Here is a 14,973-nt window from a genome sequence, read left to right as displayed (position 1 = left end):
ACCAAGAAAAAAAGGAAACGTCAAAGAACGTTTTGAGCTAAATCAAATGGAGAGTTTGATCCTGGCTCAGGATGAACGCTGGCGGCATGCCTAATACATGCAAGTCGAACGAAGTTTTTAGGAAAGCTTGCTTTCCAAAAAGACTTAGTGGCGAACGGGTGAGTAACACGTAGATAACCTGCCCATGTGCCCGGGATAACTGCTGGAAACGGTAGCTAAAACCGGATAGGTGGCTTCGAGGCATCTCGGAGACATTAAAATGGCTAAGGCCATGAACATGGATGGATCTGCGGCGCATTAGCTAGTTGGTGAGGTAACGGCCCACCAAGGCGACGATGCGTAGCCGACCTGAGAGGGTGAACGGCCACATTGGGACTGAGACACGGCCCAAACTCCTACGGGAGGCAGCAGTAGGGAATTTTCGTCAATGGGGGGAACCCTGAACGAGCAATGCCGCGTGAGTGAAGAAGGTCTTCGGATCGTAAAGCTCTGTTGTAAGAGAAAAACGGATCATGTAGGGAATGACATGATAGTGATGGTATCTTACCAGAAAGCCACGGCTAACTACGTGCCAGCAGCCGCGGTAATACGTAGGTGGCAAGCGTTATCCGGAATGATTGGGCGTAAAGGGTGCGTAGGTGGTACATTAAGTCTGAAGTAAAAGGCAGCAGCTCAACTGCTGTTCGCTTTGGAAACTGGTGAACTAGAGTGCAGGAGAGGGCGATGGAATTCCATGTGTAGCGGTAAAATGCGTAGATATATGGAGGAACACCAGTGGCGAAGGCGGTCGCCTGGCCTGTAACTGACACTGAGGCACGAAAGCGTGGGGAGCAAATAGGATTAGATACCCTAGTAGTCCACGCCGTAAACGATGAGAACTAAGTGTTGGAGAGATTCAGTGCTGCAGTTAACGCAATAAGTTCTCCGCCTGGGGAGTATGCACGCAAGTGTGAAACTCAAAGGAATTGACGGGGGCCCGCACAAGCGGTGGAGTATGTGGTTTAATTCGAAGCAACGCGAAGAACCTTACCAGGCCTTGACATGGATATAAATGTTCTAGAGATAGAAAGATAGCTATATATCACACAGGTGGTGCATGGTTGTCGTCAGCTCGTGTCGTGAGATGTTGGGTTAAGTCCCGCAACGAGCGCAACCCTTGTCGCATGTTACCAATATTAAGTTAGGGACTCATGTGAGACTGCCGGTGACAAACCGGAGGAAGGTGGGGATGACGTCAAATCATCATGCCCCTTATGGCCTGGGCTACACACGTACTACAATGGCGTCTACAAAGAGGAGCGACATGGTGACATGAAGCAAATCTCATAAAGGGCGTCTCAGTTCGGATTGGAGTCTGCAACTCGACTCCATGAAGTCGGAATCGCTAGTAATCGCAGATCAGCATGCTGCGGTGAATACGTTCTCGGGCCTTGTACACACCGCCCGTCAAACCATGGGAGTCAGTAATACCCGAAGCCGGTGGCATAACCTAAGGGAGTGAGCCGTCGAAGGTAGGACCGATGACTGGGGTTAAGTCGTAACAAGGTATCCCTACGGGAACGTGGGGATGGATCACCTCCTTTCTAAGGAGAAAGTACAAAAGAAGAAAAGATTTTCCTGTTTGGTTTTGGAAGGCCGAAGCTTTCCAAAGTTCGATCTTTGAAAACTGAATGACATCAAAAACAAAAGATAGAAATATGTAAGGTCTAAGACGCAAGTTGAAGACTAAGATATTCACGAAGAGTAAAAGTTAAACAAACAGACTCAAGCGAAACCAAGAAGTAAGCAGTGATTAAGCGAATAAGGGCGTACGGTGGATGCCTAGGCACTTGAAACTGAAGAAGGACGCGACAAACGGCGAAACGCGACGGGGAGTGGTACGTACACGAAGATCCGTCGATATCCGAATGGGGAAACCCGTCATACGTAATAGTATGGCATCCATGAGTGAATAAATAGCTCATGAGAGAGGTACCCGGAGAACTGAAACATCTAAGTACCCGGAGGAAAAGAAAACAAAAGTGATTCCCAGAGTAGCGGCGAGCGAAAGGGGAGGAGCCCAAACCAACCTTAGGGTTGGGGTTGTAGGACCATGATATGGCAAGAATCTGGCTAATAGAACGATATTGAAAGATCGACCGCAGAGGGTGCAAGTCCCGTATATGAAAGCGAGAGGAAGCCTAATGGTATCCTGAGTACGGCGAGACACGAGAAATCTTGTCGGAAGCAGGCGGGACCATCCGTCAAGGCTAAATATAAACAAGTGACCGATAGTGAACCAGTACCGTGAGGGAAAGGTGAAAAGAACCGCGGGAGCGGAGTGAAATAGAACCTGAAACCGTATGCTTACAAGAAGTCAGAGCTCGTTAAAGAGTGATGGCGTGCCTTTTGTAGAATGAACCGGCGAGTTATGTTATCGTGCGAGGTTAAGTAGAAGATACGGAGCCGAAGCGAAAGCGAGTCTTAATAGGGCGAAAGTACGATGATATAGACCCGAAACCGTGTGATCTAGCCATGACCAGGTTGAAGTTCAGGTGAAACTGAATGGAGGACCGAACCGACCCCCGTTGAAAAGTTGGCGGATGAGTTGTGGCTAGGGGAGAAATTCCAATCGAACACGGATATAGCTGGTTCTCCCCGAAATAGCTTTAGGGCTAGCGTCGAGGTAAAGTTACATGGAGGTAGAGCACTGAATGTACGATGGCCCCATCCCGGGGTACTGAGTATAATCAAACTCCGAATGCCATGATAATATACTCGGCAGTCAGACTGTGGGTGATAAGGTCCATGGTCAAAAGGGAAACAGCCCAGACCGCCAGTTAAGGTCCCAAAATGTATGCTAAGTGGAAAAGGATGTGGGGATGCACAGACAACTAGGAGGTTGGCTCAGAAGCAGCCACCCTTCAAAGAGTGCGTAACAGCTCACTAGTCGAGTGACCCTGCGCCGAAAATGTACCGGGGCTAAGCATACTACCGAAGCTGCGGATTTGTAGAGATACAAGTGGTAGGGGAGCGTTGCATGCACGTGGAAGCCATATCGTGAGGAGTGGTGGAGAGCATGGAAGTGAGAATGCCGGTGTGAGTAGCGAGATGTAGGTGAGAATCCTACACACCGATAGCCCAAGGATTCCAGGGGAAGGTTCGTCCGCCCTGGGTAAGTCGGGACCTAACGCGAGGCCGAAAGGCGTAGTGGATGGAAAACAGGCAGATATTCCTGTACCCGCGATGGGAAGTGAAGGAATGACGGAGAAGGCTAGCATGACCCACTGAATGGATTGTGGGCGAAGCGGAGCAGCAGGTATGTAGTGAAATGCGCATACGAAATGCAGGACGTGATAGGTAAGTGAACGTTTCGACAAGTAACGAAGCATGTGAGGCCAGCTTCCAAGAAAAGTTTCTAAGCGATTAATCCCATAGCGGCCCGTACCAAAACCGACACAGGTGGGCAAGGAGAGGATCCTGAGGTGAGCGAGAGAACTGTTGCCAAGGAACTCGGCAAAATGACTCCGTAAGTTAGCGATAAGGAGTGCTTATGTAAAAGTAAGCCGCAGTGAAGAGGCCCAAGCGACTGTTTAACTAAAACACAGCTCTCTGCGAAGTCGCAAGACGAAGTATAGGGGGTGACGCCTGCCCGGTGCTGGAAGGTTAAGAGGATTTGTCAGTCGCAAGATGAAGCAATGAATTGAAGCCCCAGTGAACGGCGGCCGTAACTATAACGGTCCTAAGGTAGCGAAATTCCTTGTCAGGTAAGTTCTGACCCGCACGAAAGGCGTAACGATTTGGGCGCTGTCTCGGCAGCAGACTCGGTGAAATCTTAGTACCTGTGAAAATGCAGGTTACCCGCAACTAGACGGAAAGACCCCATGGAGCTTTACTGTAGCTTGATATTGAGCTTTGATCAGAGATGTACAGGATAGGTGGGAGACGAAGAGACGTGCACGCCAGTGTACGAGGAGTCGACGTTGGGATACCACTCTTGTCTGATTGAAGTTCTAACCTACACCCATGAACTGGGTGAGGGACCGTGTCAGGCAGGCAGTTTGACTGGGGCGGTCGCCTCCTAAAGAGTAACGGAGGCGCCCAAAGGTACGCTCAGATTGGATGGAAATCAATCGACGAGTGCAAATGCAGAAGCGTGCTTGACTGTGAGACAAACAAGTCGAACAGGGACGAAAGTCGGGATTAGTGATCCGGCGGTGCCGAATGGAAGGGCCGTCGCTCAACGGATAAAAGCTACCCTGGGGATAACAGGCTGATCTCGCCCAAGAGTTCACATCGACGGCGAGGTTTGGCACCTCGATGTCGGCTCATCGCATCCTGGAGCTGAATTCGGTTCCAAGGGTTGGGCTGTCCGCCCATTAAAGCGGTACGCGAGCTGGGTTCAGAACGTCGTGAGACAGTTCGGTCCCTATCTGTTGTGGGCGATGGAGATTTGAGGAGAGCTGTCCTTAGTACGAGAGGACCGGGATGGACCTACCGCTGGTGCACCAGTTGTTCCGCCAGGAGCATAGCTGGGTAGCTAAGTAGGGAAGGGATAAGCGCTGAAAGCATCTAAGCGCGAAGCCTACTCCAAGATGAGATCTCCCATGCACAAGATGCAGTAAGACCCCTTGAAGACGACGAGGTAGATAGGTCAGAGATGGAAGCGTAGCGATACGTGGAGTTGACTGATACTAATCGGTCGAGGACTTAATCACAAGATGTCATTCAGTTTTGAGGGAAAGACCTCAAGGATCTGGTGATGATGGCGAAGTGGACACACCTGTTCTCATCCCGAACACAGAAGTTAAGCACTTCAGCGGCGACAATAGCTAAGCTTGCCTTAGTCAAGATAGCACATTGCCAGGTCTTATTGGGACACATTCTTGTGTCCCTCTTTTTTTTATTTCTTTACTGCTTTTAACACCTTTAGGGTGTTTTTTTTATTTCCGTAATCTTTTTATTTCTAGAGGATTACTTTTAACAGAAGCTTAACATCTACTTCATAAAAGATTGAAAAACAAGTGATATTATAGTTTCGCGTTAAAGGAGTGATAAAAAGATATGCTTAAATTGCAGGATTTGACAAAATCTTATGATGGCGTCAATGTTTTAAATAACATATCTATTGATATTGAAGATGGAGAAATTATTTCTATATTAGGACCTAGCGGAAGTGGGAAAACAACCCTGTTGAATATGATTTTAGGCTTGGTAAATCCAGATAGCGGACGTATTCTTTATAACAATACAGATATTACCAATATTCCTATGGAAAAACGTGAGTTTAATATTGTGTTTCAGGATTATGCTCTTTTTCCAAATTTAAATGCTTATAAAAATATCGTTTATGGTTTAAGAAATAAACCCTTGATTAGCAGTGAAGAAGAAGTATTTGAAATGATTGATCTGCTTGATTTAAAACCGCATTTAAATAAACGTATTGATCAGTTATCCGGTGGACAAAAGCAACGTGTAGCATTAGCTAGGACACTTGTTATGAAGCCAAAGATATTGTTGCTAGATGAACCGTTAAGTGCACTTGATGGGGTTATTAAGGAATCCATTAAGCAGCGAATCAGAAGAATTGCCGATGAATTAGGTCTAACGATTATTATTGTAACGCACGATCCAGAAGAGGCTCTAACACTAAGTAATCGTGTGTTGATCATTAACGAAGGAAAAGTTGCTCAATATGCAACGCCACAGGAAATCATACAATCACCAAACTCTGCTTTTGTTGAGGAATTTATCCTTAAACAATTAACGATTAAGCGTCAAAATATTTTAACTCTGTTTGGAAATGAGATAGGTAGTTGTGCATGAAAACAAGAGAAAAAGAATATACATTCATTTATACGATTTTATTTATCATCTTTCTATTGTTTCTGGCCTATCCGATTATTTCACTGTTAGCGAAATCGTTTCAAGGCATCAATGGCTTTACTTTAAATAATTACAATGAGGTTTTGAAAAACGAAGAATTTATTATTGCATTGAAAAACAGTATCGTTGTTTCATTGAGTGCAGCCGCTTGTTCTCTGGGGTTAGGATTTCTATTAGCTTACACTTTAAACTTCACGAATGTTTGGCCGTGGCTGAAAAAAACAATCTCCATGATTGCCTCCATGCCAATGCTATTACCGACAATAACCTATGGCTTTGCAATTATTTATTCCTTTGGTAAGCAAGGCTTATTAACCCAACTTGCAGGCTTTCAATTTTTTAATGTGTATGGTTTTGGCGGAATATTGATGGGATACATTATTTATACACTGCCAACCTCGTTTCTTTTATTAAACAATGCTATGAAGCAAATTGATAAAAAATATTTGCTTGTCTCTCGATTGATGCAGGATCATGCCCTACGAAGCTTTTTCATGACGATTCTGCGACCGTTGCTTGCTACACTAGCAACCTGTCTGATTCAATGCTTCTTTCTATCCTTTACCGATTTCGGTATCCCTGCTTCCGTAGGAGGAAGATACCATGTAATTGCTTCCCTACTTTACTCTTATATGCTTGGAAGCATTCCGGACTTTGTACGTGGAGCTGTAGTTGCGATGATGATGCTACTTCCTTCTATTCTAAGCATTATCATCATGCAGTATTTGCAACGCTATCAAATCCGTTATCAGCAGGTAAGTGAAACGATTTTAAAACGAAATCGTTTGCGTGATAGCTTACTGGGGACTCTCTCAAGCGGTATTTGTTTTGCTCTTATAAGTGTATTTGCAGTTATTTTTATTCTCCCCTTCATTCGTCAATGGCCTTATCAAATAAGCTTCTCAATGGAGCATATCTATGCGGTATTTAAGGATCCTCAGCTTTTACATGTATTAAAAAACACCTTACTGATGGCTTTTGGCAGTGCAGTTCTTGGTACCTTATTTACTTATGCAGCTGCATTGATAAGTGAGCGCAGTCATATAGGAAAATACAAATGTAAAAGCTTAGACGCCTTATCACTAATTACCAACACGATTCCCGGTATGGTCATCGGTATTGCCTATTTGTTTATCTTTAGTGGTACACCTTTGCAAAATACAATGCCACTATTGATCGTATGCAATGTTATACACTTCTTCTCTACACCATATCTTATGTTGAAGGAATCGTTAGGCAAAATGAACGCTTCTTTTGAAACTACCGCTAAGCTGATGGGAGATTCTTGTCTACAAACGATTGTACGAATCATAACGCCAAATGCTCGCTATTCGCTTATTGAGGTATTCTCTTATTATTTCATCAACTCCGCAGTAACCGTAAGCGCCATTATTTTCATAGCCGGTGCGCATACCATGGTAATTACAACGAAAATCAAGGAGTTACAGTATTTAGCTAAATTCAATGAAGTTTTTGTCTTATCGTTTATGTTATTTGCGGTAAATCTTACCGTCAAATATATTTGTGCTAGATTAGCAAGGAAAGGAAAAACAGTATGAATAAAAAATGGAAAAGCTTAATGGCAGCAATGCTGCTAACCGTAGGTGTTGGCTTAGTTGGCTGCAGCAATCAAGGAAATGAGAAAAAGGTTATTATTTACTCCAATGCCGATGATGAAGCCATTACAGCTATGAAAAATGCCTTAGATGAAGGTGGCTATAAAGATCAATATGTCTTTCAGACCTTTGGTACAAGTGAGTTGGGAGGAAAACTGATGGCAGAAGGAAGTGCGATCGAAGCAGATATCGTTACGATGAGCTCCTTTTATTTAGACAGTGCACAAGAAACCAACAGCATGTTTAAACCGCTGGAATTTGACTTGCCAACTTTAAGTGAATATCCAAATTTTTACTATCCAATCACAGCACAGGAGGGGGCAATTCTTGTAAATACACAGGTATTAGAAGAAAATAATCTTCCGATGCCTTCCTCCATTAAAGATTTAGCAGATAAGAAATACAAGGATATGATTTCGGTTACGGATATTAAAAGCTCCTCAACAGCTTGGTTGTTGCTTCAGGCAATTATCAGTGAATACGGAGAAGATGGAGCAAAAGAGGTATTGCGTGGTATTTTTGATAATGCCGGAGATCATATCGAGGAAAGTGGCTCTGCGCCTTTGAAAAAGGTACGTGCCGGTGAGGTGGCCATCGGCTTTGGTTTACGTCATCAGGCAGTGGCAGATAAGGAAAGTGGCTTACCGATTGATTATGTAGATCCAAGTGAAGGAACCTTCACTTTAACGGAAAGTGTAGCAGTTGTGGATAAAAAAGAAGAAATCAATCCGAAAGCTATGGATATGGCAAGAGTGATGGTTGAGGGAGCACGTGCAGAGTTACTAAAGACGTATCCGCTTGTACTTTATGAAGGAGAGAAGCAGGACAGCAGCAATCAATCTGCTAACGAGAAAACCTTTCAAGAACCATTAACCTTAGAGCTATTAGAAAAGCATCAGAAGCTTAGCGAGGAGTGTAAGTAAAAATGAAGGAATATAAGCTATTAACACCGGGTCCGCTAACAACAACACAGGCAGTAAAAGCGGCGATGCAATTCGATCATTGCACATGGGACGATGAGTATAAACAAATCACACAGACGATTCGTAAGAATTTATTAAAATTAGCACACGTTTGTGAAAAGGAATATACAGCAGTATTGATGCAGGGCAGTGGTTCTTTTGGTGTTGAAAGTGTACTAAACAGCAGCATAGGCTATAATGACTGTGTACTGATCTTAAGCAATGGAGCGTATGGAAAACGCATGGTGGATATGGTAAAGCGAGCACGGCTGAGCTTTATAGAATGTGCTTTCGCTTATAATGAAATTCCAAGTGTTGCAAGAGTAGAACAGCTTTTAAAAGAAAATCCTAATATTACACACATTGCTATGGTGCATAGTGAGACAACGAGTGGAATTTTTAATGATATTGCAGCAATTGGAGAATTAGCAAGTGCATATAAGAAAATTTTTATCGTAGATGCAATGAGCAGCTTTGGCGGTGTTGATATAGATATGAAGCAGATGCATATAGATTTTTTGATAAGCAGTGCCAATAAATGTATTCAAGGTGTACCGGGCTTCTCGTTTATATTGGCTCGTTTATATGCGCTTAAGCGATGTGAGGGAATCGCACGTACATTATCACTAGATTTATATGATCAATGGAAAACAATGGATATTGATGGGAAATGGCGCTTTACTTCTCCGACACATACGGTATTGGCATTTTCTGAGGCAATGAAGGAGCTAGAACAGGAAGGCGGAGTAAAGGCACGTTGTGCACGTTATCAACGTGTGCATGCGCGATTGATAAAGAATATGGCAAAGCTTGGAATCGAACCTTATTTAAAAGCACACCAGGGCTGGGTCATTACCACCTTTTATTATCCGCAGGGCCATACCTTTTCATTTGAAAAAATGTATACTTATATAAAAGAGCGAGGCTATGCCATTTATCCTGGTAAGCTTACCAGTGCGGATACGTTTCGCATCGGGAATATCGGAGAGATTTATGAAGCGGATATGGACGCCTTGTATCAGATTATGAAGGAATTTTTAGAAGGAGAAAAACAATGATAGAAGCAGTTATTTTAGATTGGGCAGGGACTACAGTCGATTTTGGCAGCATGGCGCCGGTAGAAGCTTTTAGGGAAAGTTTTGCACAATATGGTATCGAAGTAACCAATGAAGAAATACGTAAACCGATGGGTATGTTGAAAATTGATCATATACGTACGATGCTGAATATGCCACGTATATATGATGTATTTTGTGAAGTATATGGCAGAGCTTTTGAAGAGGCTGATGTGCAAGCAATCTATGCTTCCTTTCATGGGCATTTGATGCAGGCGATTTCTGCACACACCAAGGTAAAGCCGTATGTTTTAGATGCCGTTAAAGAGCTTCGTGATATGGGCGTACGTATCGGATCTACGACCGGATATACCGACGAGATGATGACAGTTGTGGTGGAAGCAGCGAAAAGGCAAGGCTATGCTCCGGATTTTTGGATTTCACCCGATGGTGTAGGCGGCAGCGGACGTCCCAAACCGTATATGATTTTTGCGAATATGCAGGTGTTGGGAATTGATCATGTGCATAAGGTTATGAAAATAGGAGATACCTTATCGGATATTGCAGAAGGAAAACATGCCGGTGTTTATACGGTAGGTGTATTAGAAGGAAGCTCCTTAGTAGGTGTGAGCGAAACGGAATATAAGGAGCTGAGTGATGAAAAACGCTGTGCGCTTTTGGAAACAGCGAGAGAAGCGTACTTCGCACATGGGGCAGATGCGGTAATCATGAATTTTAAGGAGCTGCCGACATTGGTTAAGCATTTATCAAAATAGAGAAAGAAAGCTGTCGTTTTAAAACGATGGCTTTATGCTGTTTTCTTTGATAAATGAAGAAAAAGTAATAAAAAATCAAAAGAAAGCAAAAAAGCTATTGACAAAGCAAACAGTGCTGGCTTATCATAGATAGGCAAGTGGATTTTAAAGGATTCCCGTGAGGGAATTTAATTTACACTTCAAAATGACACACCCGGAAATGTGTGTTAGCGAAAGGAGGACATTATGCCAACAATTAACCAGTTAATTCGTAAAGGTCGTGAACAGAGCGAAAACGTATCAAAATCACCTGCTCTGAATAGAGGATATAACTCCATTAAAAAACGTCCTACAAATTTGAGCGCACCTCAGAAACGCGGTGTTTGTACACGTGTCGGAACAATGACACCTAAGAAACCGAACTCTGCGCTTCGTAAATATGCGCGTGTGCGCTTAAGCAACGGTATGGAAGTTACAGCTTACATTCCAGGAATCGGTCATAACTTGCAGGAACACAGTGTTGTTATGATTCGTGGAGGACGTGTTAAGGACCTTCCAGGTGTTCGTTACCATATCATTCGTGGTACACTGGACTGTGCCGGAGTGGCTAACCGTAATCAGAGCCGTTCTCTGTACGGTGCGAAGAAGCCGAAAGCAGCTAAGAAGTAGTCGATCGTGAAAGGAGGAAATTAAGATGCCTAGAAAAGGACATATAGCAAAGCGTGATGTACTAGTAGATCCTATTTACAACTCCAAATTGGTTACACGTTTGATCAATAAAATCATGATTGACGGTAAAAGAGGGGTTGCACAGAAAATCCTATACAACGCATTCGATATCATCGAAGTAAAAACAAATGAAAAACCAATGGAAGTTTTCGAAAAGGCTTTAGAAAACGTTATGCCATTGTTGGAACTTAAGGTTCGCCGTGTTGGTGGTGCTAACTACCAAGTACCAGTAGAAGTATCTGCTGAAAGACGTTTAACACTTGGTTTGCGTTGGATCGTAAACTATGCACGTCTTAGAAATGAAAAAACGATGGAGCAAAGACTTGCTGCTGAAATCATGGACGCAGCAAATGGAAGCGGTGCATCTGTGAAGAAACGTGAAGACACTCACAAGATGGCAGAAGCTAATAAGGCATTTGCTCACTATCGTTGGTAAGAAAGGAGTCATAAGCGATGGCACGTCAGTATTCATTAGAGAAAACTCGTAACATTGGTATCATGGCTCATATCGATGCCGGAAAAACTACAACTACGGAACGTATCCTATACTATACAGGTGTAAATCACAAGATTGGAGAAACACATGACGGTGCTTCTACAATGGACTGGATGGAACAGGAGCAGGAACGTGGTATTACCATCACTTCCGCAGCAACAACCGCTGCTTGGAAGGGACATCGTATCAACATTATCGATACACCGGGACACGTTGACTTTACAGTAGAGGTTGAACGTTCTTTGCGTGTACTTGATGGTGCGGTTACGGTATTGGATGCAAAAGCCGGAGTTGAACCTCAGACAGAAACTGTTTGGCGTCAGGCAACGACTTATGGTGTTCCAAGAATCGTATTCTGTAACAAAATGGACGCAACAGGTGCTGACTTCTTAATGTCATGTGGTACAATCGTTGATCGTCTAGGAGCTAAGTCTTGTCCGATTCAGTTACCAATCGGTGCTGAATCAACATTCACAGGTATTGTTGATATCATCGAGCGTAAAGCTGAAATCTATACCAATGACTTAGGTACAGATATTAAAGAAGAAGAAGTTCCTGAAGATCTAAAAGATTTATGTGAAGAATATCGTTCAAAACTGTTAGATTATCTTGCAGATTACGATGAGGACTTCATGATGCAGATTCTTGAAGGTGAAGAACCAAGTGTTGAAGAAATTAAGCGTGTACTTCGTATAGCAGTATGTAGCGGTGATTTCTTCCCGGTACTTTGCGGTTCTGCATATAAGAACAAGGGTGTTCAGATGGTATTGGACGCTGTTGTTGATTACTTGCCATCACCACTAGATATCCCAGCTATTAAGGGTACACTAGAAGATGGAAGCGAAGTAGAACGTCATGCAAGCGATGATGAACCATTCTCTGCATTGGCATTCAAGATTGCAACAGACCCATTTGTTGGTAAGTTATCATTCTTCCGTGTTTATTCAGGTACTGCTGATGCTGGAAGTTATGTATTGAACTCTACAAAGGGTAAAAAAGAACGTTTCGGTCGTATCGTTCAGATGCACGCAAACGCTCGTAAAGAAATTGATAAGGTATATGCCGGAGATATCGCAGCAGCAGTTGGTCTTAAGGTAACTACTACCGGAGATACATTGTGTGCTGAAAATGCTCCAATCGTGCTTGAATCTATGGAATTCCCAGAACCAGTTATCGAGTTATCTTTGGAACCAAAAACTAAAGCCGACCAGGATAAAATGGGGCTTGCGCTTGCAAAACTTGCGGAAGAAGATCCAACCTTCAAGACATATACCGATCAGGAAACAGGACAGACAATCATCGCCGGTGTTGGTGAACTTCACCTAGACATCATCGTTGATCGTTTGAAACGTGAATTTAAGGTAGAAGCAAATGTTGGTCAGCCAATGGTTGCTTATCGTGAAACGATCCGTACAACCGCTGAGTGTGAAGGTAAATATATCAAGCAGTCCGGTGGTCGTGGACAGTATGGACACGTATGGATTAAGTTTGAGCCACAGGAAGAAGGAAAAGGTTTCGAGTTCGTTGATGCTACCGTAGGTGGAAGTGTTCCTCGTGAATACATTAAGCCGACTGCAGAAGGACTTGAAGATGCACTTCAGAATGGTATCATTGCTGGTTATCCGGTAATCGATATCAAGGCTACTTTGTTTGACGGTTCTTACCACGATGTCGATTCAAGTGAAATGGCATATAAGATTGCTGCTTCTATGGCTTTAAAGGCTGCTGCTAAGAAATGTGATCCAGTCATTCTTGAACCGATCATGATGGTAGAAGTAACTGCACCAAACGAATACTTAGGATCTGTAATGGGTGATGTTAGCTCACGTCGTGGTTCTATCGTTAATCAGGACGAGCGTGGAAATGCTATCATCGTTCAGGCACATATTCCATTATCAGAAATGTTTGGATATGTAACAGATTTACGTAGCTTTACTCAGGGGCGTGGAAATTACTCTATGAAGTTTGACCACTATGCCGAAGTACCTAAGAGTATTGCTGAGAAAATCATTAAAAACAATAGTTCTGACAATTAACTGTTGCTTTTATAAAACGTTTGAATTAGAATATATTTGAACTTGAAAATTTAGGAGGACATTAAAAAATGGCTAAAGAAAAATTTGACCGTTCCAAGACTCACGTTAACATTGGAACTATCGGACATGTTGACCACGGTAAAACTACATTGACTGCGGCAATCACTAACGTACTTGCAAAAACAGGTATGGCTGAAGCAAAAGCTTACGATGCAATCGATGGTGCTCCAGAAGAAAAAGAACGTGGTATCACAATCAACACTGCACACGTTGAATATCAGACAGCTACTCGTCACTATGCACACGTAGACTGCCCAGGTCATGCTGACTACGTTAAGAACATGATCACTGGTGCTGCTCAGATGGACGGTGCGATCCTAGTAGTTGCTGCATCTGACGGACCTATGCCTCAGACTCGTGAGCACATCTTGCTTGCTCGTCAGGTAGGTGTTCCTTACATCGTTGTATTCTTGAACAAATGCGACATGGTTGATGATGAAGAACTTATCGACCTTGTTGAAATGGAAGTTCGTGAATTGTTAAGCGAATACGGATTCGACGGAGACAACGCTCCAGTTATCCGCGGTTCTGCTCTTAAAGCACTTGAAGGTGATGAAAAATACGTTGGTGCTATCAATGATTTGATGGCAGCTGTTGATGAATTCGTACCAGATCCAGTACGTGAAACTGACAAACCATTCTTGATGTCAGTAGAAGACGTTATGACTATCACAGGACGTGGTACAGTTGCTACCGGACGTGTTGAACGTGGTGAAGTTAAACTTAGTGAAGAAGTTGAAATCGTTGGTATTCACGAAACTCGCAAGACAGTTATTACTGGTCTTGAAATGTTCCGTAAGCAGTTGGATCTTGCACAGGCAGGAGATAACATCGGTGCATTGCTTCGTGGTGTAAACCGTGATGAAATTCAGCGTGGACAGGTTCTTGCTAAACCTGGATCAGTAAACCCACACACAAAATTTAAAGCTCAGGTTTACGTTCTAACAAAAGAAGAAGGTGGACGTCATACTCCATTCGTATCTAACTACCGTCCTCAGTTCTACTTCCGTACAACTGACGTAACTGGTGTTATTACTCTTCCAGAAGGAACTGAAATGGTTATGCCTGGGGATAACGTAGAAATGACTGTTGAATTGATTGCTCCAATCGCTATCGAAAACAACACAAAATTCTCTATCCGTGAAGGTGGACGTACTGTAGGTTCAGGAAACGTAACTGAAATCTTAGGTTAATTTTACAAAGAAAGAGCGCTTTATGTGCTCTTTTTCTTTACATATCAATGAGATGATGTATAATGGTATTAGTCATGACAGGGGCGCTGAAAGGCTGAGATTTGCGTGAAAACGCAAGGTCCCTTATGACCTGATCTAGTTAATGCTAGCGTAGGGAGTCAGATCTAATCGAATAAACGATTTTTTTAGATTTGTTTGCTTACGCC

At 43.2% G+C, this 14,973-nt stretch carries 9 protein-coding genes, 3 rRNA genes and 1 riboswitch; all 12 genes read left to right on the top strand.

Annotated features, from left to right (window positions below; genetic code table 11):
* The first annotated feature begins 43 nt into the window (after nt 1-43).
* Nucleotides 44-1,583: ribosomal RNA gene (locus EUBDOL_RS02945) — 16S ribosomal RNA — on the top strand.
* Nucleotides 1,584-1,790: 207 nt separating this feature from the next.
* Nucleotides 1,791-4,697: ribosomal RNA gene (locus tag EUBDOL_RS02940) — 23S ribosomal RNA — on the top strand.
* A 37-nt stretch (nt 4,698-4,734) separates the two neighbouring features.
* A 5S ribosomal RNA gene (gene rrf, locus EUBDOL_RS02935) occupies nt 4,735-4,848 on the top strand.
* Together the 16S, 23S and 5S rRNA genes form the textbook arrangement of a ribosomal RNA operon.
* Before the next feature lie 195 nt (nt 4,849-5,043).
* Nucleotides 5,044-5,805 (top strand): ABC transporter ATP-binding protein, encoded by a 762-nt coding sequence (locus EUBDOL_RS02930; RefSeq protein WP_004798296.1) that lies wholly within the window; start codon nt 5,044-5,046, stop codon nt 5,803-5,805.
* Nucleotides 5,802-7,424 (top strand): ABC transporter permease subunit, encoded by a 1,623-nt coding sequence (locus tag EUBDOL_RS02925; protein ID WP_004798293.1) that lies wholly within the window; start codon nt 5,802-5,804, stop codon nt 7,422-7,424. Before EUBDOL_RS02930 ends, EUBDOL_RS02925 begins: the two co-directional genes overlap by 4 nt.
* Nucleotides 7,421-8,404 (top strand): extracellular solute-binding protein, encoded by a 984-nt coding sequence (locus EUBDOL_RS02920; RefSeq protein WP_004798292.1) that lies wholly within the window; start codon nt 7,421-7,423, stop codon nt 8,402-8,404. The genes EUBDOL_RS02925 and EUBDOL_RS02920 overlap by 4 nt, the downstream gene beginning before the upstream one ends.
* Nucleotides 8,405-8,406: 2 nt before the next feature.
* Nucleotides 8,407-9,501: a 2-aminoethylphosphonate--pyruvate transaminase gene (locus EUBDOL_RS02915; protein ID WP_004798290.1), complete on the top strand. Its 1,095-nt coding sequence runs from the start codon at nt 8,407-8,409 to the stop codon at nt 9,499-9,501.
* Nucleotides 9,498-10,274, top strand: coding sequence for a phosphonoacetaldehyde hydrolase (phnX, locus tag EUBDOL_RS02910; protein ID WP_004798288.1), 777 nt, complete (start codon nt 9,498-9,500; stop codon nt 10,272-10,274). The genes EUBDOL_RS02915 and phnX overlap by 4 nt, the downstream gene beginning before the upstream one ends.
* 225 nt (nt 10,275-10,499) lie before the next feature.
* Nucleotides 10,500-10,922 carry a 30S ribosomal protein S12 gene (gene rpsL / locus EUBDOL_RS02905; protein WP_004798283.1) on the top strand — a complete coding sequence of 141 codons (423 nt, stop codon included), beginning with the start codon at nt 10,500-10,502 and terminating at the stop codon, nt 10,920-10,922.
* A gap of 25 nt (nt 10,923-10,947) precedes the next feature.
* The gene (rpsG, locus tag EUBDOL_RS02900; protein WP_004798282.1) at nt 10,948-11,418 is read left to right on the top strand and encodes a 30S ribosomal protein S7; all 471 of its coding nucleotides are present in this window, start codon (nt 10,948-10,950) and stop codon (nt 11,416-11,418) included.
* 17 nt (nt 11,419-11,435) lie between these two features.
* Nucleotides 11,436-13,514 carry an elongation factor G gene (gene fusA / locus EUBDOL_RS02895; protein WP_004798279.1) on the top strand — a complete coding sequence of 693 codons (2,079 nt, stop codon included), beginning with the start codon at nt 11,436-11,438 and terminating at the stop codon, nt 13,512-13,514.
* A gap of 68 nt (nt 13,515-13,582) precedes the next feature.
* Entirely contained in the window at nt 13,583-14,767 is a 1,185-nt protein-coding gene (gene tuf / locus EUBDOL_RS02890) for an elongation factor Tu (RefSeq protein ID WP_004798278.1), read from the top strand.
* A 69-nt stretch (nt 14,768-14,836) separates the two neighbouring features.
* A riboswitch (TPP riboswitch) is annotated at nt 14,837-14,941 on the top strand.
* Nucleotides 14,942-14,973 lie beyond the last annotated feature (32 nt).

Source organism: Amedibacillus dolichus DSM 3991 (assembly GCF_000154285.1).
Lineage (GTDB): Bacteria > Bacillota_I > Bacilli_A > Erysipelotrichales > Erysipelotrichaceae > Amedibacillus > Amedibacillus dolichus.
Note: the sequence above shows the minus strand (reverse complement) of the source record. Positions and strands in the feature narration are given on the sequence as shown.

Bases quoted from the DNA above. Each gene is read 5' to 3' on its own strand.
- rpsL (WP_004798283.1), top strand. From the start codon at position 10,500: ATGCCAACAATTAACCAGTTAATTCGTAAAGGTCGTGAACAGAGCGAA.
- EUBDOL_RS02920 (WP_004798292.1), top strand. From the start codon at position 7,421: ATGAATAAAAAATGGAAAAGCTTAATGGCAGCAATGCTGCTAACCGTA.
- fusA (WP_004798279.1), top strand. From the start codon at position 11,436: ATGGCACGTCAGTATTCATTAGAGAAAACTCGTAACATTGGTATCATG.
- tuf (WP_004798278.1), top strand. From the start codon at position 13,583: ATGGCTAAAGAAAAATTTGACCGTTCCAAGACTCACGTTAACATTGGA.
- phnX (WP_004798288.1), top strand. From the start codon at position 9,498: ATGATAGAAGCAGTTATTTTAGATTGGGCAGGGACTACAGTCGATTTT.
- rpsG (WP_004798282.1), top strand. From the start codon at position 10,948: ATGCCTAGAAAAGGACATATAGCAAAGCGTGATGTACTAGTAGATCCT.
- EUBDOL_RS02925 (WP_004798293.1), top strand. From the start codon at position 5,802: ATGAAAACAAGAGAAAAAGAATATACATTCATTTATACGATTTTATTT.
- EUBDOL_RS02915 (WP_004798290.1), top strand. From the start codon at position 8,407: ATGAAGGAATATAAGCTATTAACACCGGGTCCGCTAACAACAACACAG.
- EUBDOL_RS02930 (WP_004798296.1), top strand. From the start codon at position 5,044: ATGCTTAAATTGCAGGATTTGACAAAATCTTATGATGGCGTCAATGTT.